This window comes from Acidovorax sp. 99 (assembly GCF_003096455.1).
GTDB lineage: Bacteria > Pseudomonadota > Gammaproteobacteria > Burkholderiales > Burkholderiaceae_C > Acidovorax > Acidovorax delafieldii.
This window is the reverse complement of record NZ_QEKU01000001.1, coordinates 1174881-1201580: the sequence shown is the minus strand read 5'-3', so window position 1 is coordinate 1201580 and position 26700 is coordinate 1174881. Positions and strand designations below refer to the sequence as shown.

At 65.2% G+C, this 26700-nt stretch carries 23 protein-coding genes; 9 read left to right on the top strand and 14 right to left on the bottom strand.

All coding sequences use genetic code 11. From position 1 onward, the window contains the following. Positions 1–6: 6 nt before the first annotated feature. A complete protein-coding gene (gene cphA / locus C8C95_RS05630) occupies positions 7–2214 on the bottom strand; it encodes a cyanophycin synthetase (protein ID WP_015015661.1) in 2208 nt (735 codons plus the stop codon). A gap of 237 nt (positions 2215–2451) precedes the next feature. Here cphA and C8C95_RS05625 point away from each other — a divergent pair, with 237 nt between their 5' ends. The 3 genes from C8C95_RS05625 (at position 2452) to C8C95_RS05615 (ending at position 6194) form a co-directional block, all read left to right on the top strand. Continuing rightward, on the top strand, positions 2452–4758 hold the full coding sequence (locus C8C95_RS05625) for an ABC transporter ATP-binding protein (protein WP_116747937.1): 2307 nt from the start codon (positions 2452–2454) through the stop codon (positions 4756–4758). A 21-nt stretch (positions 4759–4779) separates the two neighbouring features. Then, positions 4780–5277: a DUF1854 domain-containing protein gene (locus C8C95_RS05620; RefSeq protein ID WP_056746931.1), complete on the top strand. Its 498-nt coding sequence runs from the start codon at positions 4780–4782 to the stop codon at positions 5275–5277. Between the two features lie 485 nt (positions 5278–5762). Next, positions 5763–6194: a hypothetical protein gene (locus C8C95_RS05615; RefSeq protein ID WP_116747936.1), complete on the top strand. Its 432-nt coding sequence runs from the start codon at positions 5763–5765 to the stop codon at positions 6192–6194. 287 nt (positions 6195–6481) lie between these two features. Here C8C95_RS05615 and C8C95_RS05610 read toward each other — a convergent pair whose 3' ends face one another. The 3 genes from C8C95_RS05610 to gspF form a co-directional block, all read right to left on the bottom strand. After that, a complete protein-coding gene (locus C8C95_RS05610; protein ID WP_207780641.1) occupies positions 6482–6889 on the bottom strand; it encodes an EF-hand domain-containing protein in 408 nt (135 codons plus the stop codon). Between the two features lie 202 nt (positions 6890–7091). Further along, positions 7092–8018: a 5'-nucleotidase gene (locus C8C95_RS05605; RefSeq protein WP_116747934.1), complete on the bottom strand. Its 927-nt coding sequence runs from the start codon at positions 8016–8018 to the stop codon at positions 7092–7094. 270 nt (positions 8019–8288) lie between these two features. Beyond that, a complete protein-coding gene (gene gspF / locus C8C95_RS05600) occupies positions 8289–9521 on the bottom strand; it encodes a type II secretion system inner membrane protein GspF (protein WP_116747933.1) in 1233 nt (410 codons plus the stop codon). 241 nt (positions 9522–9762) lie between these two features. Here gspF and C8C95_RS05595 point away from each other — a divergent pair, with 241 nt between their 5' ends. After that, positions 9763–10512, top strand: coding sequence for an SDR family oxidoreductase (locus C8C95_RS05595; RefSeq protein WP_116747932.1), 750 nt, complete (start codon positions 9763–9765; stop codon positions 10510–10512). Between the two features lie 22 nt (positions 10513–10534). Here the strand turns inward: C8C95_RS05595 and C8C95_RS05590 are convergent, their stop codons facing one another. Next, a complete protein-coding gene (locus C8C95_RS05590; protein ID WP_116747931.1) occupies positions 10535–11563 on the bottom strand; it encodes an LLM class flavin-dependent oxidoreductase in 1029 nt (342 codons plus the stop codon). A gap of 204 nt (positions 11564–11767) precedes the next feature. Between C8C95_RS05590 and C8C95_RS05585 the strand changes: the two genes are divergently transcribed. The 4 genes from C8C95_RS05585 to C8C95_RS05570 all read left to right on the top strand — a co-directional run bounded on the left by C8C95_RS05585 (position 11768) and on the right by C8C95_RS05570 (position 15194). Then, positions 11768–12253: a CZB domain-containing protein gene (locus C8C95_RS05585; protein WP_015015652.1), complete on the top strand. Its 486-nt coding sequence runs from the start codon at positions 11768–11770 to the stop codon at positions 12251–12253. A 296-nt stretch (positions 12254–12549) separates the two neighbouring features. After that, entirely contained in the window at positions 12550–13302 is a 753-nt protein-coding gene (locus tag C8C95_RS05580) for a M48 family metallopeptidase (RefSeq protein ID WP_116747930.1), read from the top strand. A gap of 3 nt (positions 13303–13305) precedes the next feature. Beyond that, on the top strand, positions 13306–14082 hold the full coding sequence (locus C8C95_RS23480) for a peptidoglycan-binding domain-containing protein (protein ID WP_133246210.1): 777 nt from the start codon (positions 13306–13308) through the stop codon (positions 14080–14082). Between the two features lie 539 nt (positions 14083–14621). Beyond that, on the top strand, positions 14622–15194 hold the full coding sequence (locus C8C95_RS05570) for a hypothetical protein (protein ID WP_133246209.1): 573 nt from the start codon (positions 14622–14624) through the stop codon (positions 15192–15194). Positions 15195–15268: 74 nt separating this feature from the next. Here C8C95_RS05570 and ruvC read toward each other — a convergent pair whose 3' ends face one another. Genes ruvC through C8C95_RS05550 form a run of 4 tightly spaced genes read right to left on the bottom strand, consistent with a single transcriptional unit; the run spans position 15269 to position 18656 of the window. Continuing rightward, positions 15269–15817: a crossover junction endodeoxyribonuclease RuvC gene (ruvC, locus tag C8C95_RS05565; RefSeq protein ID WP_056066401.1), complete on the bottom strand. Its 549-nt coding sequence runs from the start codon at positions 15815–15817 to the stop codon at positions 15269–15271. 58 nt (positions 15818–15875) lie between these two features. Continuing rightward, positions 15876–16868, bottom strand: coding sequence for a phosphatidate cytidylyltransferase (locus C8C95_RS05560; protein WP_116750148.1), 993 nt, complete (start codon positions 16866–16868; stop codon positions 15876–15878). Positions 16869–16928: 60 nt separating this feature from the next. Continuing rightward, positions 16929–17690 (bottom strand): lysophospholipid acyltransferase family protein, encoded by a 762-nt coding sequence (locus tag C8C95_RS05555; protein ID WP_116747927.1) that lies wholly within the window; start codon positions 17688–17690, stop codon positions 16929–16931. Between the two features lie 54 nt (positions 17691–17744). Beyond that, positions 17745–18656 carry a helix-turn-helix domain-containing protein gene (locus tag C8C95_RS05550; protein WP_243415638.1) on the bottom strand — a complete coding sequence of 304 codons (912 nt, stop codon included), beginning with the start codon at positions 18654–18656 and terminating at the stop codon, positions 17745–17747. A 76-nt stretch (positions 18657–18732) separates the two neighbouring features. Between C8C95_RS05550 and C8C95_RS05545 the strand changes: the two genes are divergently transcribed. Continuing rightward, a complete protein-coding gene (locus C8C95_RS05545; protein ID WP_243415637.1) occupies positions 18733–20172 on the top strand; it encodes a cytochrome P450 in 1440 nt (479 codons plus the stop codon). Between the two features lie 76 nt (positions 20173–20248). Here the strand turns inward: C8C95_RS05545 and C8C95_RS23990 are convergent, their stop codons facing one another. The 5 genes from C8C95_RS23990 to C8C95_RS05510 all read right to left on the bottom strand — a co-directional run bounded on the left by C8C95_RS23990 (position 20249) and on the right by C8C95_RS05510 (position 26594). Then, positions 20249–21604 carry an IPTL-CTERM sorting domain-containing protein gene (locus C8C95_RS23990; protein ID WP_165836514.1) on the bottom strand — a complete coding sequence of 452 codons (1356 nt, stop codon included), beginning with the start codon at positions 21602–21604 and terminating at the stop codon, positions 20249–20251. 295 nt (positions 21605–21899) lie between these two features. Continuing rightward, positions 21900–22634, bottom strand: a complete 735-nt coding sequence (mtgA, locus tag C8C95_RS05525) for a monofunctional biosynthetic peptidoglycan transglycosylase (protein WP_116747922.1) — start codon at positions 22632–22634, stop codon at positions 21900–21902. A 17-nt stretch (positions 22635–22651) separates the two neighbouring features. After that, entirely contained in the window at positions 22652–23506 is an 855-nt protein-coding gene (aroE, locus tag C8C95_RS05520; RefSeq protein WP_116747921.1) for a shikimate dehydrogenase, read from the bottom strand. Positions 23507–23626: 120 nt separating this feature from the next. Then, the gene (locus C8C95_RS05515; RefSeq protein WP_116747920.1) at positions 23627–24487 is read right to left on the bottom strand and encodes a TonB family protein; all 861 of its coding nucleotides are present in this window, start codon (positions 24485–24487) and stop codon (positions 23627–23629) included. A 31-nt stretch (positions 24488–24518) separates the two neighbouring features. Next, positions 24519–26594, bottom strand: coding sequence for an RNB domain-containing ribonuclease (locus C8C95_RS05510; RefSeq protein WP_116747919.1), 2076 nt, complete (start codon positions 26592–26594; stop codon positions 24519–24521). Positions 26595–26700: the final 106 nt, after the last annotated feature.

The window sequence follows — 26700 nt, the reverse complement described above, 5'->3', positions numbered from 1 at the left end:
GGGCCATCAAGACCGCAGGGCGGCAGTGGGGACCAACTCGGGCTCGAAGGTCTTGATGCCTGCGCCGATCAGGTCGGGAGCAATGTCCAGCGCCCAGGCCGCGCCGATGGCGGCCAGCAGGGCGTCGGTATCGGGCACCACGGCGTTGCGGCCAAAGGTCAGGTCGGACAGGGCGCCCAGCACATGCTCGGCACTGCCCGTGGCCAGGACCACGCGGCCGTTCTTCACGAAGACCGCGCGGCCGTTGTCCTTGGCGCGGTGCTCGGCGATCACGGGCAGCGTGCCGTCCTGCGCATACAGCACCACGTCGCCGTCCGACAGCGGGGCCAGGTCGGCCACCTGGGGGATGGCCGCATTTAGCACCGCAGCGCCTTCGGCCAGCACCACGTCCACCTGGGTGCGCATCACCTTGGTCATCTGGTCCTGTTCGTGCACATCAAACTCGGCCAGTGTTTCCACGCCATCCATGTCGGTCACCACGCCCACCTGGCAGCGGTCGTAGGCGAGGCCGTCGCGCAGGATGGTGCGGGCGTCGCTTTCGATCACGGCGGCCTGCACCATCTTGTTCATCAGCAGGCGGTGTGCGGCTTCCCAGTGGGCGCAGTCGGTGGCTTCCACAAGGCGGCGGTCCAAAAAGAGTCCATCACGGCAGGCCAGGCCGGTGTGGTGGCCGCTCAGGTGCAGCAGCCAGGCCACCACGCGCGAGATGGTGGCGGTGTTGCGCGTGCCTGCCACGCCCACCAGGGGGATGCGGCCCGCGGGGCCTTCGTCATCGGCGTCGGAGGGGAACAGGTGCTCGGCAATCGCCTGGCCCACGGGGCGGGGCGCGCCCACGGCAGGCTTCAAGTGCATGAGCAGGCCGGGGCCTGCGTTCACTTCAACAATCGCGCCGCCCTGCGTGTGCAGGGGCTTGGAGATGTCGCGGGCCACCATGTCGATACCGGCGATGTCCAGGCCCACCACCTTGGCGGCCAGTTGGGCGATGTAGGCCACCTCGGGGTGTACATCGTCCGTGCAGTCCACGGCCACGTTGCCATTGCGCTGCACCACCACCTGGCGGCCAGCGGCGGGCACCGAGTCGGCGTCCAGGTCCTGGCGCTTGAGTTCGAGCTGCACCTTGGTGTCGGTGGCCAGGTCGATGATCTCCAGCGGGTACTCTTCCTCGTAGCCCCGGCGCGGGTCGGAGTTGAGCTGGCTGTCGATGAGTTCCTTGACCGTATTGCGGCCGTTGCCGGTGATGCTGACCACTTCGCCGCGTGCGGCGGCGACCACCTTGCCGCCGACCACCAGGATGCGGTGTTCGTCGCCAGGGATGAAGCGCTCCACCATCACGTCGCTGCCCTCGGGGTAGGCCACGTGGTAGGCCGCTTCGATGTCTTCCTTCTTGCGCAGGTCCAGCGTCACGCCCCGGCCGTGGTTGCCGTCGGAGGGCTTGACCACCACGGGCAGGCCGATGTCTTGCGCGGCTTCCCAGGCTTCCTCAGGGCTGTTGACCACCTGGCCTTCGGGAATGGGTACGCCGCAGGACTTGAGCAGGCTCTTGGTCAGGTCCTTGTCGCTGGCGATGCCTTCGGCGATCGCGCTGGTGTATTCGGTCTCGGCGGTCCAGATGCGGCGCTGGCGGGCGCCGTAGCCCAGTTGCACCAGGTTGCCGTCGTTCAGGCGGATGTGCGGGATGCCCCGGTCGGTGGCGGCGGTGACGATGCAGGCGGTGCTGGGGCCGAGGTACTGGTCGTCCACCTCGGTGCGCACGCGGGCCACTGCGGCCTGCACATCAAAAGGCTGGTCGTTGATGGCCGCCATGATCAGCGCATGGCCCTGGGCCAGCGCCACGCGGGCCACGCTCTCGTCGCGGGCGCGGAACACCATGCGGTACACGCCGCGCTGGCTGGTACTGCGCGTCTGACCGAAGCCGGTGGGCATGCCTGCCAGATTGAGCAGCTCGATCACGATGTGCTCCAGCACATGGCCGCACCAGGTGCCTTCCTGCAGGCGCTGCAGGAAGCCGCCGCGCTCGCCCACGCCGCAGTGGTGCTCGATCAGCGCTGGCAGCCAGGCCGTGAGGCGGTCATTGAAGCCGGGGATGGTGTTGGAGGGGTAGTCCTCCAGCTCGCCCAGGTCCAGCCAGACTTCCAGGACCGGCCGGTAGGTCCAGATATTGGGGCCCCGCAGGTAGTTGATGCGAAGCAGTTGGATGTCGTTGAGTTTCGCCATGGATTGCAGCGGTTGTGGTTCCGGCCTTGGTAAGGGCTGTGCGGTAGGGGGACGAAAGGGAATTTTGTGGACGATGATTGTGCGCCAGTCCAGGGCCTGTGCGCAGTGTCAGCCAAAAGGCCGCCACAGACGTTACAGGAGGATGCCGTCGCACCGTGGCGTGCAGTATCGGTGAGAATTCTTGCTTTCGCGAGAGCGGCCACCGCAGGCAACCGGTGGCGGAAAACCCAACCAAAAATGCAACATCACCATTCTGTGGACGCCTCGGGTGTCTTTTCTGGCCCTGTGGGGGCCGATCTGCGGGCCATGCTCGCTTCCAAAGAGAACGTGTTGGCGGCTTTGCCGGTTGACCTGAGCGCCACACTGCGCTTTGCGGCGGGGTGGGTGGTGGTGACCTCCGAACGGCTGCTGGCCTGCGACCCTGGTACCACGACCTGGCGCAGCTGGCCCCTGGGTGAAGGGCTGACGCTCAAGCTGCATGACCATGGCGGAGTGGGCTCGCTCGAGCTGCACAACCCCCAGGAGCGCCTGGCCCAGTGGCGCTTTACCCTGGCGCACCATGCGCAGGCGCTGCGCCTGGTGCAACGTTTTGAACAACAAAGCGCCCGGGGCGACAGCGGTGCCGAGGACGAAGCCGACGAACCTGCCTGCCCTACTTGCCATACGCCGCTGCCGCCCGACACCGAAGAGTGCCCGGCTTGCGCCCGTGCCCAGCCACCCCAGACCTCCACCTGGGTGCTGCTGCGCCTGTGGCGTTTTGCGCGGCCCTATCGCAAACAGCTGGCGGCCGGTTTTGCGCTGACGCTGGCGTCCACGGCAGCGACCCTGGTGCCGCCCTACCTCACCATCCCGCTGATGGATGACATCCTGATTCCGTTTCAGAACGGCAAACAGATCGAACCTGGCCTGGTGCTGCTGTACCTGAGCGGCCTGCTGCTGTCGGCGCTGGCCGCCTGGGGCCTGAGCTGGGCGCGCACCTACATCCTGGCGCTGGTGTCCGAGCGCATCGGCGCCGACCTGCGCACCACCACGTACGAGCACCTGCTGCGCCTGTCGCTCGACTACTTTGGGGGCAAGCGTACCGGCGACCTGATGGCGCGCATCGGGTCGGAGACCGACCGCATCAACGTGTTCCTGTCGCTGCACGCGCTCGACTTCATCACCGATGTACTGATGATCGTGATGACGGCGGCGATCCTGTTCTCCATCAACCCGTGGCTCGCGTTGGTCACGCTGGTGCCGCTGCCCTTCATTGGCTGGATGATCCATACCGTGCGCGACCGCCTGCGCACCGGGTTTGAAAAGATCGACCGTGTGTGGTCCGAGGTAACCAATGTGCTGGCCGACACCATTCCCGGCATCCGCGTGGTCAAGGCCTTCGCCCAGGAAAAGCGCGAGGCCCAGCGCTTTCGCGATGCCAACCAGCACAACCTGGAGGTGAACGACAAGCTCAACAAGACCTGGAGCCTGTTCACCCCCACGGTGTCGCTGCTGACCGAAATCGGGCTGCTGGTGGTCTGGGCGTTCGGCATCTGGCTGGTGTCGCGCAACCAGATCACGGTGGGTGTGCTCACCGCTTTCATCGCCTACATCGGGCGGTTTTACGGGCGGCTGGATTCGATGAGCCGCATCGTTTCGGTTACCCAGAAGGCCGCCGCAGGCGCCAAGCGCATCTTCGACATCCTGGACCACGTGAGCAACGTGCCCGACCCGGCCCAACCCGTGAAGGTGGACAAGGTGCAGGGCGCCATCAGCATGCAGGGCGTGGGCTTCCGTTACGGCAGCCGCGCGGTCATCAAGGGGCTGGATCTGGACATTCGCCCCGGCGAGATGATCGGCCTGGTGGGCCACAGCGGCTCGGGCAAGAGCACGCTGGTCAACCTGATCAGCCGCTTCTACGACGTGAGCGACGGGTCCATCCAGGTCGATGGCATCGACATCCGCCGCTTTGCGGTGGCCGACTACCGCCGCCACATCGGCCTGGTGCTGCAGGAGCCTTTCCTGTTCTTTGGCACCATCGCGGAGAACATCGCCTACGGCAAACCCGAAGCGACGCGCGAGGAAATCGTGGCCGCCGCCCGTGCCGCCCATGCGCATGAATTCATCCTGCGCCTGCCGCACGGCTACGACTCGCTGGTGGGCGAGCGCGGCCAGGGCCTGTCGGGCGGCGAGCGCCAGCGCATCAGCATTGCGCGCGCGTTGCTGATCGACCCACGCATCCTGATCCTGGACGAGGCCACCTCGGCGGTGGACACCGAGACCGAAAAGGAAATCCAGAAGGCGCTCGATAACCTGGTGCAAGGTCGCACGACGATCGCCATTGCCCACCGCCTGTCCACCCTGCGCAAGGCCGACCGCCTGGTGGTCATGGACCGCGGCGAGGTGGTGGAAGTGGGCCCGCACGATGAATTGATGGAAAAGCAGGGGGCCTACTGGCGCCTGTACGAAGCCCAGGCCCGCCGTGCCGAAGAAGACGCGCAGGCCGCAGGCGTCATCATCGACAGCAGCCTGCTGCACCCGGCCCACCCCGCCGGCAACCCCTGAGACGCTGTGAGCGACCCTGCCATGAATGCTTCCCTGACCCCATCGTCGTCCACCCCCGCCTTCCAGCTCACGCGCAACCCGCACGGCCGCCTCGTCCTGACCCTGGCCGATGGCACGGCCCATGAGGGCGTGACTCCCGTGCGTGCTTTTCCCATCGCCGCGCCGGGCGAGGGGCTGTCCCTGGTGGGCGCCGACGGTCATGAGCTGCTGTGGGTTCCCCGGCTGGAGGCCGTGACGGGCGCCGCCCGGCAGCTCATTGATGAAGAGCTGGAGGTGCGCGAGTTTGTGCCCACTATCCAGAAAATCCTCGCCGTTTCTAGTTTCTCGACCCCTAGCACCTGGGATGTGGAGACCGACCGGGGGCCTGCCCGCCTGGTGCTCAAGGCCGAAGAAGACATCCGCCGCCTGGGCGGGCGCACCCGGCTGCTGATTGCCGGGGGCGACGGCTTGCAGTTCCGTGTGAAGGACACCACGGCGCTGGACAAGCATTCGCGCCGCTTGCTCGAACGCTTTCTTTGACCTTGTAAGGCGGAGTCAAGCCGGCTCCGTCCTGGGCTCGGACCTTGTCCCGCCAGCCGTAGGAGCCTGTCTGCGCTCCTCTGCAAGACCGTCAACATGCTCTGTCGGGAATGTGGGGCCGGCGGAGACCCCCTCTTGCGCATTCCTTGCGCACGGCCCGAGCCGCTTACTTTTCTGCCTGTTCCCCTGCAGCGGGCGATGACCTGCGGGCGCCCCGCCTTCTGACGGCGTGGTGCTGTTGCGACATTCGGCGTGCGCCCAGCGCGCTGTTCGGCCGATTCGGCCCATTCGGGGCACTGTTTGGCACCTTCATGGTCCCTGCCTGACGCTGAACCGTCCCAAAAAGCTGGCTTTTTATTGGGGAAAACCCTAAATTTCGCTCAATCGGTGAAAAAGACCTAAATTCACCCTCCTTTTTGCCGTAATGAATGTACGAAGAGGCCGAAAGACCCTCTGTACATTTTGTTCAACTACGGGCCAATGTCATGCAAATGCCACCTGTCGATCGATCGCCGTCCTGGCGTCCTCAGGGCGCTGATTTGTATTCCACTGGCGCCTCGGGTGCGCCTCCGGTGCGTCCCATCAACGCTCCCAACCCGGTCGAGTCTATGGACCGGCTGGGTGAGGGGGCGATCGTGCGCGAGCCGGACAAACCCTCGGCGCCCGAGGCGCCCAACCGGGACTGGACGGCGGTAAAAAAGAAAGACACCGTCGAAGAGCCGCCGGAGCCTCCCAAAGAGCCGATCTACAAGCAGCTGCTGGAGTTCATCCAGTCGATGTGGCGCGCCAGCGGCAGTGCGGTAGAGGTAGCGCAGGACGTCAACAAGATGACCTTGCAGGAGCGCCTGGCCCAGCAGGCCAAGAACGAGCCGCTGACCTACACCGACCCCAAGGTCAAGCGCACCGGTGGCGCCTGAGCAGCTGGCGCTGCCGGGCTGCCTGCCCTGAAGGCGGCCCATTGCGTGCTTTGGCGAGCCCGGTGCAGTGCAGCGAAGCCACTGCGCAGCGTCAAACTGTGACGTACAGGCGCTGCATTCAGTGGGTGCACGGTGCCGTGTGCACGGAAGCTGTGGGTACTGCCTCGATGCGCCAGGTATTATTTGCTATTAATTAGATAGCTGGCAGCGCATATTGCACTAGCGCTCCAAGTCGATTGGACTGATTTTTTGGGCTTTGCCGCTTGGCAAAGTGCAATCAGCGTTCCTCACGGACGGGTTTCTGGCGCAGGGAGCGGCGCAGCCGGTGCCGCCGACGTCGCAGCCGCTTGTGCCGCTGCCCGCTGGCGATCACGCTCGGCGCGGTACTTGGCGGCGAAGGCACGGACTTCGGCATACGACACAAAGCCATCGCCATCCGTGTCGGCCTCGTCAAAGGCTGCCGCCAGGCGCGGGAACAGCTTTACCTCAGAGCGGCTGAGCTTGCCGTCTCCGTTGAAGTCCAGCATCTTGAATTCACGTTGTGCCTTCAGCTCGCCCGGGCTCACTGCCGCTGCGGGCTCTGTGGCGGCGTGTGTCTCCGCTGGAGGGGCCGGTGCTGGTGGGGGCGTTTGTGCCAGGGCTGCACAGGCTGCCAACAGGGCCACCGTCGCCAGGACCGGCCTTTGCAACCCCATGAACGCCAGGGATGTGCGAATGCGCAAAGTGTTCTCCTTCGAAGTCTCAACGGCCATGGTGGCACATGGGGGGCGAGGGCGGTGGTTTGCAACCGGGGCTTTGCAGGCTTTCACCGGGCGTTGCAAGTCTTTGCAGAACTTTTCCCAAGGGCTGGGTGCAGGGTGGCACAGCGCGCCAGCCTGCAGCCGAGGCTCCTGCGGGTCAGTTCCCAGCGACCCGCGCCGGATTCGAGATGCCGCTGTTCACATGGCCCGCAGGCACGTGGCGCGCTGCCGAGGTGACGTGGCCGGTCTGGTCGTCAAAGAAGAAATCGGGCTCGAACTCGCGCAGAAACTCGCCCTTGGGCAGGCCGCCCAGGAACATGGCTTCGTCCACTGCAATGTTCCAGTCCATCAGGGTGCGGATGGCGCGCTCGTGCGCGGGGGCGCTGCGGGCGGTGACGAGTGCGGTGCGGATGCGCATGCCGGTGCCACCGGCTTCGCCCGCAGACTGCAGGCGGTGCAAGGCGGCCAGCAGGGGTTTGAACGGGCCGTCGGGCAGGGGCTGTGCGGCCTTGTCGGTCTCGTGCTGCTGGAAGGCGGCCAGCCCCTCCGCCTGGTACACGCGCTCGGCCTCATCGGAGAACAACACGGCGTCGCCGTCAAAGGCAATCCGCACTTCGTTGGGGTTGGAGTCGCCCGCCTGCACCGACTCCGTCACCACCCGCGCTGCCGGGTAGCCCAGGTGCAAGGCCTCGCGCACGTCCGCCTCGTTGGCGGACAGGAAAAGGTGTGCACCCAGTGGCCGCAGGTAGCGAAACGGGTCGCGCCCTTGCGTGAACACGCCGCGCTGGATGGTGGGCAGCCCATGGGCATGGCACGAGCGGAACACGCGCATGCCGCTCACCGGGTCATTGCGCGACAGCAGCACCACCTCCACACGCTGGTGCTCGGAGGTATTGAACGCGAGCAGCTTGCGCACCAGTGAAAACGCCACGCCCGGCGCAGCAGGTACGTCGAGCCGCTGGCGCTGCATGTCCACGTAGGCGCGGTCGTTGTCCTTTTCGAAGACGCGGTTCTCTTCCTCAAAATTGAACAGCGCGCGCGAGGAGATCGCCACCACCAGTTTGTCGTCCAGGGTCACCGCCATACGTTAGAGCGTGTTATGCACTTTTACGTGCCCGCGAAAGCCGGAGAAAGGCCCGGCAACTAGGCGCAGGCCGCGCGGCGGTATGAATACCGCAAGTGGCCTGCAACAACGTGGCCGGGCCTTTCCCCGGCTTTCCCATAGGGTCGGGCCCACAGGCAGGCGCTCGCGGCGTTGCAGCACTTGCCAAGGCGCTTGCCTTGGCGGCGCGCTGCGCCTTGCGATCACCAGCCTGTGGGCCCGACGCGGGTGCGTAAAAGTGCATAACACGCTCTACTTCACAAACTGGTTGAGTTGGATGATGGGCAGCAGCACGGCCAGCACGATCAGCATCACGATGCCGCCCATGCCCACGATGAGCAGCGGCTCCAGAATGGTGGCGAGCGCCATGGCGCGGCGTTGCACTTCGGTCGAGAGCTGGCGCGCGGCGCGCTGCAGCATCACGGGCAGTTGTCCGGTCTGTTCGCCCAGGCGTGCAAACATCGACAGCAGGCCCGGAAAGCGTTTCTTTTGGGCTAGGGCCGAGGCCAGCGGGGCACCCTCGCGCACCAGAACCAGGGCGTCGAGCGCGTCGGCCCGCAGCGCGCGGTTGTTCAGCGTTTCAGCAGCCGCCTGCAAGGCCTTCAGGATCGGCACCCCAGCGCCTGCCAGCATGGCCAGCGTACCTGCGAACCGTGCTGCGTTGTAGCCGCGCGCCAGCTTACCCACCAGGGGCAGATTGAGCCAGGCAGCATCGAATTTCTCGCGAATATGGCCGATGGTGAGCGCCCACTTTGCCCCAAGTGCTATCAAAACTGAAGCGATCAGCATCACCCAGCCATAGTTGCGCACAAAGGCGCTGAGGCCCAGCATGGCCACCGTCAGGAACGGCAGCGCGCGCTTGGTGCCTGCAAAAACGCTGGCCACCTGCGGCACCACATAGCCCACCAGGAACAGCACGATCACGATGGCCACCAGGGTCACGATGGCCGGGTACAGCGCGGCGCCCACCAGCTTGGCCTTGAGCGCCTGGCGCTCTTCCAGGTCGTCGGCCAGGCGCTCCAGCACCAGGCCCAGGTTGCCGCTGTGTTCGCCCGCGCCGATCACGGCGCAGTAGATGTCAGAGAACTCGCGCGGGTGTTGCGACAGCGCGCGGGCAAAGGTGGCGCCCGCGTTGACCTCGGCGCGCAGCGCGGCGACCAGGTGGCGCTGGCGCTCATCGTCGGCTTCTTCGGACAGCGCGGTCAGCGCGCGCTCCAGCGGCAGCCCCGACGACACCAGCCCGGCGATCTGCCGGGTCCAGATGGCCAGCCCCGTCGCGCTGAACACGGGCCGTGTGAAGAGGCGCTGGCCCAGGCTGGCGGACCGGCCGTCCAGCGTTTGGCCCGTCTGCACCATTTCCACTGCCAGCGGCACCAGCGCCTGGGCCCGCAGCAGGCTGCGCGCGGCCTTGGCGGTGTCGGCCTCCAGGAGGCCTTTGCGGGTCTGGCCTTGGGCGTCCAGGGCTTCAAAGGAAAAAGCAGGCATGCAAATGCGGGCGTGGGTGGTGGGGCGTGGGCGTGGAAATCACGCAGTCCTGCAACGGGCAAACATCCGTCGCAGGACCGGCAGCCCCTGATGGTAGCCGCTACCCAAGGCCCATTGCCTCCACCCCGCTTCCATGCCCGGGGCATGACACAGGTCAAGGCGCTGACGCATTGCGCGCGCAGAATGAAAAGTGATCTGTGGCATCGGGTTGCAGGCGTTTTGAACGAACAAGGGGTCTTTCATGCTGAAGAACAAGGTGGCATTGGTAACGGGCGCATCGTCGGGCATCGGTCGCGCCATTGCGCAGGTGTGGGCGCGCGAAGGTGCCAAGGTGGTGGTGTCGGACGTGAATGTGCAGGCGGGCGAGGAAACCGCCGCGCTGGTGCGCTCCGCCGGGGGCGACGCGATCTTTGTGGCGGCCGACGTGGGCAAGCCCGAGGATTGCGATGCGCTGGTACAGCGCACCGTCGCCCACTACGGCCGCCTGGACGTGGCCTGCAACAACGCGGGCATTGGTGGCCCACAGGCGCCGACGGCCGACTACCCGCTGGACGGCTGGGCGCAGGTCATCAACATCAACCTGTCGGGCGTGTTCTACGGCATGAAGTACCAGATCGCCGCGATGCTGAAGAACGGCGGCGGCTCGATCATCAACATGGCGTCCATCCTGGGCTCGGTGGGCTTTGCCACGGCGCCCGCCTACACGGCGGCCAAGCACGGCGTGGTGGGGTTGACCAAGGCGGCGGCCATCGAATACAGCGCGCACGGCGTGCGCATCAATGCGGTGGGCCCAGCGTTTATCCACACGCCCATGATCAGCGGGCTGGAGCAGGACGCCGGCATCAACGCCATGCTGGTCGGAGCCCACCCCATCGGCCGCCTGGGCCAGCCCGAAGAGGTGGCTGAATTGGTGACCTGGCTGGCGTCCAGCAAGGCGTCGTTTGTGACCGGGGCGTATTACCCCGTCGATGGGGGCTATCTGGCGCGCTGACGCGCGAACAAACGACGGGCGCTCAGGCCGTCACGGCGGCCTGGCCCAGCGTGGCGTGCGCCTTGGCAGCAATGTCCAGCGAGCGCAAGCGCAGCGCAGGGTCGTACACGTCGCTCACCAGCATCAGCTCGTCGGCGCCTGTGGCCTCTATCAGGCGCGCCAGCCCCGCACGCACCGTGTCCGGCCCGCCAATCACGGCTGCAGCCAGAAAGTCGCCAATCGCTGCACGCTCTTGCGGTTGCAGGCGCGCAGCGTAGCCCTCGATGGGCGGCAGCAGGCGCCGGCGGTCGCCCGTCAAAATGCCCAGCACGCGCTGGTAGGTGCTACTGGCCAGGTAGTCGGCCTCTTCGTCCGTCGGGGCCGCGATCAGTGGCACGCCAATGGCCACGTGGGGCTTGGGCCAGGCAGCGGAGGGGCGGTACAGATTGCGGTACAGGTCAATCGCCTGGTGCAGCATGCGCGGCGCAAAGTGCGAGGCAAAGGCATACGGCAGACCCCGCTCGGCCGCCAGCTGGGCCGAAAACAGGCTGGAGCCCAGCAGCCAGATCGGCACATTGGTGCCCGCGCCGGGCATGGCAATCAGGCGCTGGCCGGGTTCGGCAGGGGCCAGCAGGCGCTGCAGTTCGGCCACGTCGCGCGGAAAGTCTTCTTCGGTCTCCACCCGGTTGCGGCGCAGCGCACGCATGGTGGTGGGGTCGGTGCCGGGCGCGCGGCCCAGGCCCAGGTCGATGCGGCCGGGGTACAGCTCGGCCAGCGTGCCAAAGGCCTCGGCCACCACCAGCGGGGCATGGTTGGGCAGCATCACGCCGCCGGACCCCACGCGGATGCGCGAGGTGCCACCGGCAATGTGGCCCACCAGCACAGCGGTGGCGGAGCTGGCAATGCCCGCCATGTTGTGGTGCTCGGCCAGCCAGTAGCGGGCAAAGCCCAGTTTTTCGGCATGCTGGGCGGTGCGCAGCGCAATCTGCAGCGCATCGGCCACGGTGCCGCCTTCGCGGACGGCCACCAGATCAAGCATGGACAGGGCAGGGCGGCGGGGAGTAGAGGTCATGCCCAGATTGTCCGGCGCGCGCGGCTTTTGCGCAGGCGGTGGGCGTAGAGCTGGCAGTGGCAGCAGGGTTGCCTGCGCCGATTTTTACCAGAGGGTCATTTTTTGGTAGCCAAAACGGCGGAGGCACCACAGAATGTTTCAAGACATTTCCGCGCTGGCTGCCATCCTGCGCTGCGCGGACCAGTCGTGCAAAAGGGATGACGCATGGGTTTTTTCAGCCGCTTGTTCAAGATCCGGGAGCAGGACCCCACCAGCCCCGAGACCACCTGGGCCATGGAAGACAACGGCAGCGAACTGGTGCTGGACGCTGAATACGCGGCCACGCTGATGACCGAGATCGATATCGATGCCGCCATCGCCAGCCACGAGCGCTGGCGCCTGCAGCTGCAGGACATGGTCAACGGCCGCTCCGACGAGGTCATGCGGCCCGAGCGCATCTGTCAGGACGACCGCTGCGACCTGGGTCGCTGGCTCTACGGCACAGGCCGGGTGCGTCTGGGGCACTACCCCGCGTTCGACATGCTGGTGGCGCGGCACAAGTACTTTCACCAGCAGGCGGCCGATGTAGTGACGGCCTTCCAGTCGGGCGACCAGCCCAAGGCGGCACAGCTGCTCAACGGCAGCTGCCGCCACGCGTCCAACCAGGTGCTGCTGCTGCTCAAGGAACTCAAGCGCGGGTTGGGGCGCTGAGACGCGTCGCTCCGGCGGGCGAATTCTTCTGCCAAGCCAGTCGGCCGTTTGAGGCGTTCACTTTCTATCGCTGGGCGTCAGGCCTTGTGGTGGCGAGGTGTCGTCAACCCTGTTGTGGATTGGCGGCCCGCGCCGAGCATCGGCACACAGCTCTTACATCTGCAGACAGGACCCACCCCCGGAAACAGGAGGTGGCGTCGCTATATTCCGGCGCACTTGAGAACCATTGCTTGCACAAGGTTGCTCAATAAAACATCCATACCTAAAGCAACGACCACAAAGAGAGAGGGAATTCGATGGACCGCCGCCAATTACTGACGCTGGTGACCCTGGCATCCGGCGTGAGTGCCGTATCGCCCGTCTGGGCGCAGTTTGACCTGGGCAAGATGCTGGACGCCGGCAAGGACCTGGCCAAATCCGAGTCGCTGACCGATGACGAAGTCAAGGCCGCCTTCGACCAGATGGCCGCCGAGAGCGATCGCCAGAACCGTATCGCCCCCGCAGGCAACCCGTATGCCACCCGCCTGAACAAACTCACGGCGGGCCTGGGCACGTATGACGGCCTGAAGATGAACTTCAAGGTCTACCTCACCCCCGACATCAACGCCTTTGCCATGGCCAACGGCACCATCCGTGTGTATTCGGGCCTGATGGACAAGTTCACCGATGACGAAGTGCGCTACGTCATCGGTCATGAAATCGGCCACGTCAAAAAGGGCCACAGCAAGGCCCGCATCCAGGCTGCCCTGCGCACCAGCGCCCTGCGCAACGCCGTGTCGTCCAGCAACAGCCGCGCCGGCGCCATCGCCAACTCGCAACTGGGCGATCTGTTTGAAAAAGTGGTGCGCGCCCAGCACTCGCAAAGCAACGAGCGCGAGGCCGACGACTACGCCATGGGCTTTATGAAAGCCAAGCGCTACCAGCCTGGCGCCTGCGTGAGCGCACTGGAAAAGCTGGCCGCGATGTCGGGCGGTGATTCGAGCAGCTTTCTGTCCACCCACCCCTCGCCAAAAGAGCGGGCGGAGCGGATGAAGACGCAGTTGGCTTGATCTATGAATAAAGGCGACGTCGAGATTTCTGCTCCTGTTGGAGCGTTGGCTGCTAACAAACCAAGTGACGTCAAACTGATTCAGAGCCTATTGAAGAGCCACGCAGTTGAGTTTTCGGGTTCTCGGTCATTCGGTATTAACGGTGTTTTTACATCAAGTCTCGTTGATGCGATTAAGGCATTTCAAACCGCTGGATCGATTCCTTATGTTACCCATGGTCGAGTAGAACCTCGGAGTCTCACATTACGCAGTTTAAATATGAGGCCTGAAGTATTTGGCTATCAGCAGAAAATCAAAATAAACGAAGTGATGGTGTTTGATGTACAGGATCAGGCTGTAGAGGTGTTCATTTTTGATGCCATGATGCTTAGTCCAGGATCTCAGTGGGGTCACGCTGCAGTAGATATTGATGATGTGATTTATACGCGAGCGCATTCACAATATTCATCCATTGCGAGGGGCAAGTATTTGCAGAATAATAGCTTTATTCGTGATTTTACTGGGTTGGTGCTTAAGGTTTCCTCGCGCGAGAAAAAAATCATGAAGCAAGAGTTCGAACGAAGAATCGCTGAACAGAAGCCGTACGACATTATTTCAAATAGCTGCTCTACAAATGTGGCTGAAGTTTTGGAGTCGATTGGGGTTCTTGCGCACGACCCTAGATTTCAGGTCAATCCGATATCGTCTAATGGTGTGACGCCGAAAGAATTACTGATTGTGGTATCTAGGTCTAATCGATTAATTGAGCGAATAAATTACAGCAAAGTAAAAAGTCAATGAAAATATTGTTGGTGTTTTTTGTTTGCATGTTATTGTCAGGTTGTTGGAGTTCTCCAGAGGGCCGTTGGGAAGCGGTTGAGCGCGTGGAGGTTTATAGGAATGATGATAGTTTCAAGGTTGTGTTTTATATTTCCCCTGGTGAGGTCTGTAGCATATCGCCGCGGTGGGAGATAAATAAGGCCGCTGCTTATAAAAAAGTCGTGTGTGAAAAGGGTGTTGGTTGGATTATGGATGATAGATTTTTTAAGAAAATTAATTAATCTTGGAATTGGAATTGGAATTGGAATTGGAATTGGAATTGGAATTGGAATTGGAATTTGAGGGATTGCGGTAAGGTCTGTGGTGGGGTGTAATTTCCGTTTTTGGGTGGCAGTGAGGCTAAATGATGTTGAGAATTTTGAAATACTCAACGCGCCCTTTGTCTGTCCCTATTCTGGATGAATTTTTGGTCATCATCCATGGGATTGGTAGCGTTATTTGTTTTATAAAATTCTGATTAGTTGCCATGGCTGTCGCCGTTATTCGGAGGAAACATAGTTATGCGTGAGGCAGACTGCTGGGGCCGGAAAACGCCATGGCGTAACGCTAGTTTTGGTGCTTTATGCTTGGTATTTACTGCTATTGCTGCGCCTATCGCAGTTGCTGCAAATATTCCTGACATCGATCGGGTGCCGGTAGAGCTGGAACCTTGGAGTGAAGAGATGAAGGACGGCATGGCACGTGCCTTGCGGATGACGCCCCATGCGTTTGTGGTCGTGCACACCCGTGTTGCCATCGAGCCTGTCATCGACGAGCGCACAGGGGCTAGTTTGCTGCATGGAGAAATGCCCTCAATAACAGAGGAGCGTCACATCTATGAGGCTCGGGTGCTAGAGACGCTGCGCGGCCGCACTATGCGGCGTATCCGCTACGAAGTAATTGTGGACAGCGGCGATAGCGCGGCTTTGTCCTCAAGGCCAGAAATTGTGATGTTGTGTCGAGGGGCGCGCGGTTTCTATGGGGCCGGCGTGGGTACGTCGTTCAGGGCCTCCCGTGATTCGGTAGTGCTTGCGCGGACTTTGGCAAAAGACTTGGCTACAAAGCTCACAGACAAGTTTGGCTATTGCGATTGATGTGTGGACGCGGCGGGTGCCAAAAAGCCCTTCGAGGTCCATGCATGAGCTTGGCCCAGGGCCGATTTCTTTGTTCAATAACTCCGCCCATCCTTGTACATCGCATGCTGCCGCCGGTTCAGCGTGGCGGCTTCACCCAGGCGGCCCATGGCGGACCCGGCGTGTGCATGGGTGATGGCCATGCCCAGGCCGTCGGCTGCGTCCGTGCCCGGCAGGCCTGGCAGCTGCAACAGCCGCCGCACCATTTCCTGCACCTGGCTTTTGGCGGCTCGGCCGTGGCCGACCACGGCTTTTTTCATCTGCAGCGCGGTGTATTCGGCCACGGGCAGATTGCTGGCCACCAGGGCGGTGATGGCGGCGCCCCGCGCCTGTCCCAGCAGCAGCGTGGACTGGGGATTGACGTTGACGAACACGATCTCGACCGAGGCCACATCGGGCTGGTAGCGGGCTGCGACCTCGGTGATGCCGTCGAACAGGATCTTCAGGCGCCCGGGCAAATCGCCCAGCGCGAGGGTGGTGGTGCGGATGGTGCCGCTGGCCACGTAGCTGAGCTTGTGGCCGTCCATGTCCACCACGCCGAAGCCGGTGGTCTGCAGGCCGGGGTCAATACCAAGGATGCGCATTTGCTCTCGTTTTTATAGCTATTGGGGCAATGGGAACTAGCGCTATCGGCCGATTCTTCTACAAACCGAAGTACCAGCGTGCCGAATGGAAGAACACGGGCGCTGCAAAACACAGCGCATCCACCCGGTCGAGCAGGCCCCCGGCACCGGTGACGGACATGCCCTGCATGCCCCAGCTGGTGATGCCGCGGTCGCGTTTGAGTGCTTTCATCACCAAGTGCCCCAGGCTGCCCGCCACGCAGGCCAGCAGCGCCATGCCCAGCGCCTGGCCGGGTTTGAAGGGGGTGATGAAGGTCAGCAGACCGCCTGCCAGGCCCCCGGCGGCCACGCCAGCCAGCCAGCTGGTCCACTGAAAGCTCTGGCTCACTTGCGGCGCCACCGGTTTGTGCGGAAAGCGCCGCCCGAGCAGGTGCTGCACCAGCATGCAGGTCTGCACCACAAACACCAGAAAGAACACCAGAAACGCGCCCTTGTCGCGGTAGCCCGGGAAGTCGAGCAGCAGCAGCGCGGGCACGTGGCTCATGCCGTACACACAGACCATGATGCCCCACTGCAGCTTGGCATTGCGCTCCAGAAACCGCTGGGGGTCGTTGGCCAGTGCGCTCACCACGGGCAGCGCCAGAAACACGTACACCGGGATGAACACGGTGAACAGGTCGAAGTGCTTGCTGCCCACCAGCCAGAACTGCAAGGGCAGCACCACGAAGAACGCCAGCACCAGGCTGCGGTGGTCGCCCCGGCGCGTTGGCGACAGGGTGATGAACTCGCGCAGCGCAAAAAAGCCCACGATGGCAAACAGCACCGTGGCCACCGTTTCGCCCAGCACCCAGCCGATCCAGAACACCGTGGCCATGACCCAGGAGGTCTTGAGCAGCCCCCAGAAGCGCTTGGCTTCCAGGGCCCGGGCTTCGGCTGCAGGGTCGTCGCTGGCGTGCTCGCGCAGATTGCGCACGAAGGCCCACACGGTGACGATGGACAGGATGCCGAACACGACCAGGAACAAGGCCCCGATCTGCTGGGTGGCGGTGAGGTTGCGCAAGAATTGGTTCATGTCAGCGCGCACTCCGGGGCGCAGCATTCGGCAAGGTCAGGGGCTTCGGACGGGTCATGCTCAGACTTCCCGCAGTGCGATGACGGCGCGGCGCGCGCGGTCGAGGAACGGGCGGCGCTCTTCACCCGCTTCGAGCTGGATGGGCGTGCCAAAGGTCACCGAACACAGGATGGGCACCGGCACTACCTCGCCCTTGGGCATCACGCGCTGCACGTTGTTGATCCATGCGGGCACCAGCACCACCTGCGGAAACATCTGTGCCAGCTTGAACAGGCCGGATTTGAACGACTGGGGCTCGTCGCCGTGGCCGCGCGTGCCTTCCGGGAAGATCACGATGGAGTCGCCGCTCTCGAGCGCGCGCACCAGCGGGGCCAGCGGGTCGGACTCTGGCAGGGCGGAACGCAACTCCTCGGGGGTTGGCGCGCGCGGCGGGGCTTCGGGTGATGGGTCTGGGCCACCTGCGGCGGCCGTGTCTGTATCGCTCGGTGTGGCTGGTGCCCCAGTGGGCTCGGCCGCCACCGGCGCAACCGGCCGCGCGGGCGTGGCCTGGCGGTCCACATACACGGCGTTGAACACGGCGGTGGTGATCCACTGCCGGAACGGCGTCTTCGTCCAGTAATCCTTGGCAGCGATGGGCCGCGTGATGCCGCGCAGCTCTTCGGGCAGCGCCGCCCAGATCAGCACCATGTCGGCATGGCTCTGGTGGTTGGCAAAGTAGATACGCTGCTCGGCCTTGGGCGGGCAGCCATACCAGCGGGCCTGGGAGCCGGTGAGAAACCGCACAATCCCCAGCAGAAGGAAACTCATCAACTTGGCAAGCATGGCGGGGATGATACGGGCGCCGGGCCAGCATGCCAGGCAAGGACCTGGGCAGCGCTACACCCAGATGCGATAGGCCCAGAAAGCTTCGTCCCCATAGATGCCGTCATACAGCGCCTGCGGTGCATAGCCCGTGATGCGGCGCGTGACGCGGCACAGGTGCGACTGGTCCGAGAACCCGGCGCCCGCTGCGACATCCGCCCATCTGACGCTGCCTTGGGATGCATCGGCCGCGATGGTGTCGAAGAACGCCTGCTCGGCCTTGCCAAAGCCGCGCAGCTCACGCAGGGGCAGCCCGGCCCAGCGCTTGATGCGCCGCTCCAGCTGGCGCAGGCTGCGGCCGGGGGCCGACAGGGCGGCGCGCTGCGCCAGGTGCGCGGCCCAGTCGCCGTAGCGCTGTGTGGGCAATGCCTGGGCGGGGCGGCAGGCTTGCCAGCGGGGCTCCAGGAAGTCCTCCAGGTGCTGCAGGCGGGCCGCGTTGTCGGGCAGGTTTTGCACCGTTTCGCACAGCGCCAGCCAGTCGGGCGGCAACAGGGATTGCGCGTCGACCATGCGGTCGGTCAGGGCGCCGGGGTCCACGCCGGTGAGCTGGTGCAGCGCGTCGGGCATGAACATCACCATCATGGCGTGCGTGGGCCCTGCGCAGTAGCTGGAAGTGGGGCGCGTCTGCGGGCCGGCCAGCACCCAGCGGCCGGGGTAGGCCTCGCGCGGGCTGTGCTGCGTGGGCATGGTGTCGGGGCGCTCGGCCACCAGTGCCTCGCTGCGGCCTTCAAACCACCAGCTCAGGCTGCACAAGGGGGATGCGGGGAAGCGGTTGATGCGCTGCGCATCGCTGAGCGCATGGCCCACCGTGCTACGCGCCATCGCCGCGTGCAGGCAGGCCGTGAGGCTCGCACGCGGCAGCCACAGTTCGCCCGAGGGGATCAACCCGGCAGGGTGCCGGGGGGAAAGGGGGGCCAAGCTTGCCATGGGGCGCGAGTGTAGGCGACGGGGGCTGTCGCAATCGTTCAATACCGACTCGTCGCTGCGCTGCAGTATGTGGGGCATGAACTCGCCCACAGCCACCACGTCCTCTGTTACTTCTCCCACTCATCCCCCCACGCCTGCAACGCCACGCGGCCCGCGAACCCGTTGGTGGGGCCTGCCGCTGCTGCGCGCCATGCGGGCCGACTACCTGGGCTTTGTCACTCAACTGCAGCGCGAGCATGGCGACCTCACCCGCATGCGACTAGGGTATGAAGATGCGTGGGACCTGATGCACCCCGACCTCGTGCGCGAGGCACTCGTCACCCATGCCGACCAGCTCATCCGCTGGGAGCGTGGCATTGCGGTGTTTGAAGAAGTGTTTGGCCAGAGCGTGCTGGTGACCGAAGGCGACACCTGGCAGCGCCAGCGCCGCATGCTGATGCCCGCCTTCACTCCCAAGCGGGTGGCAGGCTACGCACAATTGATGACCGATGCCGCCCGCAGCGCGCTCGACGCTGCCGTGCCTCCGGGCCAGGCCGGCGCCCAGGTGGCAGTGGATGCGCTCTGGACCGATGTGGCCATGGATGTGATCCTGCGCACGCTGTTCAGCACCTCGGCGCAGGCCGATGCGCGCGAGGCCGCCTGGGCCACGCAGACGCTGTCGGAAGCCGCCTTCCGCGAAATGTTCATGCCCTTCACGCTGCCCGACTGGCTGCCCCTGCCGGGCAAGGCGGCCAAGCGGCGGGCTATCCGGTCGTTGAAGGGGCTGGTGTGGCGCCACATCCATGCCCGCCAGGCCGAGGTGCCCCCGCCCGATGCCCCTGCGCGCACGGACCTGCTGCAGATGCTGCTGGCCCTGCGCGACGAGCAAACCGGCGAGGCCTTGTCGGCACAGGAGGTGTTTGACCAGTGCATCGTCAGCTTCCAGGCCGGGCACGAAACCAGCGCCACCACGCTGCTGTGGTGGACCCTGCTCATGGCCCAACACCCCGAGGCCGCGCAGCGTGCCCAGGCTGAGGTTGATGCCGTGCTGCAGGGCGGCACCCCCGGCCCCGAGCATCTAGCCCAACTGCCCTGGCTGGGCGCCACGCTCAAAGAGGCGCTGCGCCTGTACCCCCCCATCGCCGCGCTGATGAGCCGCCGCACCACCGCGCCCATCACGCTGGGCGGCGTGCCGGTCCCCCAGGGCGCCATGCTGCGCATCACCCCTTGGGTGCTGCACCGCGATGCGCGCTGGTTTGCCGAGCCGGACCGTTTTGTGCCTGAGCGGTTTCTGGACGGCGCTCCGTCCATTCCTCGGGGCGCGTGGATTCCGTTCGGCCTGGGCCCACGCGTGTGCATTGGGCAGCACTTTGCGATGCTGGAGATGACGCTGCTGGCGGCCATGCTGCTGCAGCGGTACACGGTGCGGTTGCCAACCGGGGGCGCGGTGGGGGCGCCAAGGCTGCAGGTGACGCTGAGGCCGGACGGGGCGTCTGCGCTGTGGCTGCAGCGGCGTGAGGTGGCGCAGGGGCGCTGAGCTCGGATCCGGCGTATCGGTTCCGATGGCCGCTTGACGCTGCCCATACGCCCCAGAAGGGGGCTCGGCCCCCGTGTTAGCGAGCCTGACGCCGGCGCATAACCCAGGCCGTTATTGCCAAGCCCATCGACAGCAGTGCCATGCCCCATTCAGACAATGTGGGGATGCCGGCGGCCCCTGTCACCACGAAGGGGCCAGTCCCCACGACAGACGAGCCATTGACCAGGCCGCCGGCGTTGAAGATGGATCCGGCGGTTGCACCACCGGCACCGCCTGCAAAAGTGGCACCGCCGGAGCCACCCCCTCCGCCAACGCCTCCTACCGCACTGGCACCCAACGTGGTGACGTTGATGGTGACCAGCGTACCTGCACGCACAAAGATGTCTGGGCCGACCGCCGCGCCGCCGCCGCCGCCGCGCTTGGCCGTGCCGCCGCTGATGCCGGCGCCCAGGCTGCCACCTGCTGCGGTGGTGGTCACTGAGCCCGATCCTGAGCCACCGCCGCCGCCGCCGGCACCACCAGCACCGCCAGCAACGGAGGAGCCGGTGCCGCCGCCGCCACCACCAAAGCCACCGACAGCGACTGTACCAATCGCAACAGCGCCACTTCCCCCGCCGAAGCCGCCGGCACCTGAATTAACTCCATTTGTCCCGCTGGTGGCGCCGCCGCCTGCATTGGTGGCATACCCGGCGCCTGCAACACCTCCGGCTTGAGGGCCCACACCAGCAACGTACGAACCACCTGCGCCGCCACCGCCGGCGCCACCGGCACCGCCAGTATTGCTGTTGTTCACATCGGCGCCTGCACTGGTGACACCGCCACCGCCGGGGCCGGCGCCGTTCGCGGTGCTGGTGCCGCCTGGGAAGGCCAGGCCGCCGCCTCCGCCGCCGGCCCAGGCGTTGTTGCCGGCGCTACCGCCGGCGCCACCCACGACGCTGTTGTTGGCAAAGGCCACGTCGTTCACCGTGACATTGGCACCCGCGTTGTTGATAAACAGACCGGCCCCTGCGCCCAGGCCGCCACCCCCACCGCCGCCGGCGCTGCCGCCGTTGTTGCCGCCGGCACCCCCGGTTGCCGTGGCGTTCTGGATCCGCAAATGGGTTAGCGTGACGGTACCGGTGTCCACAAAAAAGACGCGGTAGGCACCCGCACCGTCGATGACGATGCGGCCCAAGGTGCCGCCATCGATGGTCAGGTTGGTGGTGATGGGGGGCAAAGGCCCGCTCAGGGTAATGGTGCAGGGCGGGGCGCCGCAGCTGAAGTTGATGGTGTCGCCGCTGGCCGCTGCCAGGATGGCGCTACGCAGGTCGCCCGCGTTGCCGACGCCATTGCCGGCAAGGCCGCCAGAGGCTCCATCGGTGAAGTTCGTGACGGTCAAGGTGGCCGCATGCGACATGGATGCCGCTGTCAGCAACGCAGCAAGGACGGTCATCTTATAAGGCGTGGATAGGCGCGAGTTCCAGCGTTGGCGGGTATGCATCATCAGGGCAGGGCTTGTTGTTTGTGAAGGTGTAACGTTTTGTGCCGGTTTGGAGTTTAAGGCACGCGCTGTGACGGATCCCGGACGGCATCTCGCGGTCGTCCTTTTTCATTGGCTCCTCTGATGGTGCTACGCCAGGAGCACTTCGTTCCATACCTTCCGCCCGCCGGAAGCGGGGTGCAGTCCCGGTGGCACAGCTCTCGACGGCGGAACAAGCCTGTGCCGGGTTGGGTACGGGGCGGCGCCCTCAGGGCAGCTCTGCGCCGCCCATGCGTCCCAGGATCGTGCGCGTGCGCCCCGCCAGATACGCCGACCCCGGCGTTTTCTCAAACCGCTTGGGCGCAGGCAGCATCACGGCCAGGCGCGCGGCTTCGGCGGTGCCCAGGCGGCTGGCGCTCTTGCGGAAGTAGTGCTGCGCGGCCGCCTCGGCGCCGAACACGCCTTCGCCCCATTCCACGTTGTTGAGGTAGATCTCCAGGATGCGCTGCTTGGAGAGCAACTGCTCCAGCGCCAGTGTGAGAACAAACTCCTGCCCCTTGCGCAGCAGCGTGCGTTCGCCCGACAGCAGCAGGTTCTTGGCCAGCTGCTGGGTGATGGTGGAGCCACCCCGGATCTTGGGCGCACGCACCGGGCGCTCGGGGGCACGGGCCTGCGCCTTGCTGGCCAGGGCTTCGGCCTTGGCGTTGCGCTCCCAGGCTTTTTCGATGGCGTTCCAGTCCACGCCGTCGTGGTTCACAAAACCATCGTCTTCCGAGGCGATGACGGCACGCTTGAGGTGGTCAGAGATGTCGGCGTACGGAACCCATTGCTGGCGCCAGGGCACATGGCCTTTGCTGGCCAGCAGCGTCCAGGCTTCGGACCGCTGAAAGGTTGTGGACTCGGGGTTGATGGCTGCCATGGCGGCAATGCGCAGCACAAAGAACAGCTGCAACGCCACGAAGGCGATCACCAGCAGTCCCAGCCAGCGCAGCACGGCTTTCATCGGGGCGTCCTCGGGGCTCAGGCCGCCATGGATTGCTGCATTTCGCGCAGCACCTGGGCCGAAGGCGGGCGCACACCGCGCCACAGCAAGAAGGCTTCAGCGGCCTGTTCCACCAGCATGCCCAGGCCGTCACGGGGCTCCGCACCGTGCTGGCGCGCCCAGTCGAGGAAGCCTTGCGCTGCGGGGCCGTACATCATGTCGTAGGCCAGAGCGCCCGGGCGCAGCACGCTGGCGGGGACCGGCACACCGCCGCCAGAGAGGCTGCTGGCCGTGGCGTTGATGATTACATCGAAATGGGCCGATAGCGCTCGTGGGTCTTGCGCTGACAGCTCTGCTTTTTGTAGCGCCGCCAGGGCGCTGTGCGACTGCACCAGCGCCTGCGCCTTGGCCAGGGTGCGGTTGGCCACGGTGATGTGGCGGGCCCCCGCCAGCAACAGCGGGCCCAACACGCCTGCGGCGGCGCCCCCGGCGCCCACCAGCAGCACATCGCGCCCGGCCAGCGACACGCCCGCGTTGCGCGTGATGTCGGCTACCAGGCCCAGGCCATCGGTGTTGTCAGCGTAGATGCTGCCGTCGGCGCGGAAGGTGAGGGTGTTCGCCGCACCCGCCAGTTGCACGCGCTCGCTGCATTCGGTGGCCAGGCCCGGCGCTTCGGTCTTGAAGGGCACGGTGACGTTGCAGCCGCGCCCGCCCTCAGCGGCAAACGCGCGCACGCCCTGGGCAAAACCGTCCATGGGCACCAGGCGGCGTTCGTAGGCAATGTGTTCGCCGGTCAGCTCGGCAAAACGGGCGTGGATGGCAGGCGAGCGGCTGTGGGCCACGGGGTTGCCCATCACGCAGTACAGGTCGGCAGGGGAGGCGGGGGATGTCATGGAGTGGCTAGGGCTGCGTGGGGCTGGCGGTACGGGCGGCCTTGCGGTGTGTTCTGTGGGGCGGGTGGGTGGGCTCGGAGGCCTGCTTGGCACGCCTCGTTGCTACCCCCCGCCGGGCAGTTACTTCACCACGGTTTCCAGGGTCTGGTCGCGGGTGAACTTGAAGCGCGCCACCATGGCGATCTGGTCGGCCTTCTTGCGCATCTCGGCATCAAAGGCGCCAAACGGGCCTGCGGCGCGGGCAATGGCTTCGGCGCGGCGGTCCAGGGTGCTGTTGCCCGAGCCTTGCACGATCTCGGTGCCCAGCACACGGCCGTCGTGGTTGACGGTGACGATCATCGTCAGCTCGCCATAGAGCTTGCGGCCGCCTTGTTCGGGGAAGTTCTCGGTGCCCTTGTCTTCCACCTTGCGGCGCAGCGCGTCGTAGTAGATGGCATAGGCCTCTTCGCGGGTGGCGGGGCTGATGTAGCGCTTCTTGGGGCGCGAGTTTTCTTCGTTGATGCGCTTTTCGATCTCGGCCAGCAGCTTGACGAGCTGGCGGCGCTTTTCCTGCTCGCTGGCCTGTTCGGCGCTCTGGCTGGCCTGGCGCGGATCGGGCACGGGCATGGTGGCCAGTTGCTTGCGCAGCTGGGCCAGCAGCTGGGCTTGCTGCTCCTGCATCGCGTCCATCTTGCGCTGGGCCTCTTCGTAGTCGTCACCCACCGTGGTCAGCGCGGTGTACGGCAGGGGGCTGGTGGCCCGGCCCTTCTCTGCATCGCCACCACCAGCCAGGTTGGCTTGGGCAATCGCCTGGGCCTTGTCGGGGCGCTCGTTGGACTTGGCGTTGACCAGGATGACTTCGAGTGGCGTGTCCTGGAACACGCGGTTGAAGCCCTCGGGGTCGATGAAGCGCACCGAGATGAGCGCAGCATGCACGGCGATGGAGACGCCCAGCGCCAGCTGCAGCGTGCTGAAGGTGCGGAGGAAGGCAGGGAGTTTCATCGCCAGCAATTATCAGGGGGCTGTACGAGGCTCAGGCGGCCGGTGCTGCCGCGGCAGCATCGGCAGGGGCCTCGTTCACATCCACCGCAATCGCAATCGGGCCGGCCACGGTGTCGTCGTCCTCGGCATCATCCACGGGGCCATCGTCGCTGGTGTCTGCGGGGTCGTCCAGGCGCTCGATCACGGTGCCGTGGATGTCCAGGGTGATCTCATCCACCTCGCCCAGCTTGACCTTGAGGCGCGCGCCGCGCGGCAGGTTCTGCGCGCCCAGCACGGGGAAGACCAGCGGAATGTCGTCCGCGCGGACGAGGAAGCTGCCGCCCGGGCCTTCCTTGAAGACAGTAGCGTTCAGCTCGGTGATGCCGTTCTGCTCCACGTACTTCAGCGTCCAGAAGCGTTCCATGCCCGCCTGGTAGCCGTTGTAGGCGCTGTAGGCCGCGTCAAAACTGCTGATGATGGAGAACAGGTCGGCGTCCTTGGGCTTGAACGGCGCGGCCAGCGCAGCGGTCTTGCCGTGGCGGGCGCAGGCAATGATCTGCCACTGGTTGACCAGGTCGGTGTAGCGGCGCAGGGGCGACGTGGCCCACGAATACGCTTTGACGCCGATGCCCGCGTGCGGCAGCGCCTTGGTGCCCATGCGCACCTTCACGCCCGGCGCCATGCTGGCCTGGCTGCGGTAGATGCCAGGCACGCCCAGCTCGGCCATCCAGCTGCCCCAGGTGCTGTTGGCCACGATCATGGCCTCGGCCACGATCAGATCGAGCGGCGCGCCGCGCTGGCGCACGCTGATCTGCACCTGCTCGTCGCCCGTGGGCTCGGCGCCGTTGTTGCCGACCAGGCGGAAGTTGTAGTCCGGCCGGTTGAAGTTCTCGGGCTTGCCGCGCACGACTTCGCGGCGGGCCTTGAGGTCCTTGGCGAGGCGGTGCAAAAACGATAGCTGCGGGCGCAATTCGGACAAGCGCTGCGGGTCACTTTGGTGCTCAAACGCCGGGTTGGTGAGCCATTCTTCCGTCACCACGCTGTCGAGCTGGTCGTGGCGCAGGTTGGCGGCCACATGCACGCGCTCCAGCTTGGTCTCGGAGCCTTTGAACTCCAGCGTCGCTTCGTCGATGGTCACGTACAGCGACACGGCCGGGTTGGCGCGGCCTTCGTCCAGCGTGTAGGTCTGCACCACGTCGTCGGGCAGCATGGTGATCTTGTAGCCCGGCATGTACACGGTGGACAGGCGGGCACGGCCGAGCTGGTCGATGGCGCTGCCCGGGTGGATGGCCAGGCCGGGCGCGGCGATGTGGATGCCCAGCACCACGGTGCCGGTGCCCAGGCCTTGTACCGACAGCGCATCGTCGATTTCGGTGGTCTGCGAATCGTCGATGGAGTACGCCTGGGCGGACGACAGCGGCAGCTCGTCGGCAATGACGGGCGCCGTGAGCGCGGGAAAGCCCGTGCCCTTGGGGAAGTTCTCGAACAGAAAGCGCTTCCAGTGGAACTGGTAGGCGGAGTCGATGGCACCCGCCTTTTGCAGCAGGTCGAGCGGCGCGGTGTGCGTGGCACGGCTGGCCTCGACCACGGCCTTGTATTCGGGCGCGTTCTTATCGGGCTTGAACAATATCTTGTAGAGCTGGTCGCGGATGGGCTGCGGGCATTCGCCCCGGCCCAGCTGCGCGGCCCACTCGTCGATCTGCGCGAGGACGGCCTTTTTCTTCTCGATGGCGGCCAGGGCCTGCTGCAGGATCTCGGCCGAGGCCTTCTTGAAGCGGCCTTTGCCCGCGCGGCGGAAGTAGTGCGGTGCGTCGTACAGGCGGAACAGGGCGCCGGCCTGCTGGACCAGGGTAGCGTTCTCGGAGAAGTAGTCCCGCGCCAGGTCGGCAAAGCCGAATTCGTCTTCGGGAGCGAATTCCCAGGCCAGGTCCAGCTCGATGGTCTCGGCCACGGCCTGGGCCTGGGCGATGAGTTCTGCCGGGGCGGGTTTTTCGAACTTCAGGAGGATGTGGGCGGCCTTGACCTTGACCCGTTTGCCCGAGTCCAGCTCCACTTGGGCAGAGGTATCGGCTTCGGACAGGATACGGCCGGCGAGAAATTTGCCGGCTTCTTCAAACAATGCGTGCATGGCGGCGATTGTCCCATGGGCTCACACAGAACTAATTCTAGTGAGACACCAGCAGCGAACCTCTATGATGCTTACTACCTCGCCAGCGCCGTACCAGCGTTGAATC

Coding starts and splice junctions, on each gene's coding strand:
- cphA (WP_015015661.1), bottom strand. CDS start 2,214: ATGGCGAAACTCAACGACATCCAACTGCTTCGCATCAACTACCTGCGG.
- C8C95_RS05625 (WP_116747937.1), top strand. CDS start 2,452: ATGCAACATCACCATTCTGTGGACGCCTCGGGTGTCTTTTCTGGCCCT.
- C8C95_RS05620 (WP_056746931.1), top strand. CDS start 4,780: ATGAATGCTTCCCTGACCCCATCGTCGTCCACCCCCGCCTTCCAGCTC.
- C8C95_RS05615 (WP_116747936.1), top strand. CDS start 5,763: ATGCAAATGCCACCTGTCGATCGATCGCCGTCCTGGCGTCCTCAGGGC.
- C8C95_RS05610 (WP_207780641.1), bottom strand. CDS start 6,889: ATGGGGTTGCAAAGGCCGGTCCTGGCGACGGTGGCCCTGTTGGCAGCC.
- C8C95_RS05605 (WP_116747934.1), bottom strand. CDS start 8,018: ATGGCGGTGACCCTGGACGACAAACTGGTGGTGGCGATCTCCTCGCGC.
- gspF (WP_116747933.1), bottom strand. CDS start 9,521: ATGCCTGCTTTTTCCTTTGAAGCCCTGGACGCCCAAGGCCAGACCCGC.
- C8C95_RS05595 (WP_116747932.1), top strand. CDS start 9,763: ATGCTGAAGAACAAGGTGGCATTGGTAACGGGCGCATCGTCGGGCATC.
- C8C95_RS05590 (WP_116747931.1), bottom strand. CDS start 11,563: ATGACCTCTACTCCCCGCCGCCCTGCCCTGTCCATGCTTGATCTGGTG.
- C8C95_RS05585 (WP_015015652.1), top strand. CDS start 11,768: ATGGGTTTTTTCAGCCGCTTGTTCAAGATCCGGGAGCAGGACCCCACC.
- C8C95_RS05580 (WP_116747930.1), top strand. CDS start 12,550: ATGGACCGCCGCCAATTACTGACGCTGGTGACCCTGGCATCCGGCGTG.
- C8C95_RS23480 (WP_133246210.1), top strand. CDS start 13,306: ATGAATAAAGGCGACGTCGAGATTTCTGCTCCTGTTGGAGCGTTGGCT.
- C8C95_RS05570 (WP_133246209.1), top strand. CDS start 14,622: ATGCGTGAGGCAGACTGCTGGGGCCGGAAAACGCCATGGCGTAACGCT.
- ruvC (WP_056066401.1), bottom strand. CDS start 15,817: ATGCGCATCCTTGGTATTGACCCCGGCCTGCAGACCACCGGCTTCGGC.
- C8C95_RS05560 (WP_116750148.1), bottom strand. CDS start 16,868: ATGAACCAATTCTTGCGCAACCTCACCGCCACCCAGCAGATCGGGGCC.
- C8C95_RS05555 (WP_116747927.1), bottom strand. CDS start 17,690: ATGCTTGCCAAGTTGATGAGTTTCCTTCTGCTGGGGATTGTGCGGTTT.
- C8C95_RS05550 (WP_243415638.1), bottom strand. CDS start 18,656: ATGGCAAGCTTGGCCCCCCTTTCCCCCCGGCACCCTGCCGGGTTGATC.
- C8C95_RS05545 (WP_243415637.1), top strand. CDS start 18,733: ATGAACTCGCCCACAGCCACCACGTCCTCTGTTACTTCTCCCACTCAT.
- C8C95_RS23990 (WP_165836514.1), bottom strand. CDS start 21,604: ATGACCGTCCTTGCTGCGTTGCTGACAGCGGCATCCATGTCGCATGCG.
- mtgA (WP_116747922.1), bottom strand. CDS start 22,634: ATGAAAGCCGTGCTGCGCTGGCTGGGACTGCTGGTGATCGCCTTCGTG.
- aroE (WP_116747921.1), bottom strand. CDS start 23,506: ATGACATCCCCCGCCTCCCCTGCCGACCTGTACTGCGTGATGGGCAAC.
- C8C95_RS05515 (WP_116747920.1), bottom strand. CDS start 24,487: ATGAAACTCCCTGCCTTCCTCCGCACCTTCAGCACGCTGCAGCTGGCG.
- C8C95_RS05510 (WP_116747919.1), bottom strand. CDS start 26,594: ATGCACGCATTGTTTGAAGAAGCCGGCAAATTTCTCGCCGGCCGTATC.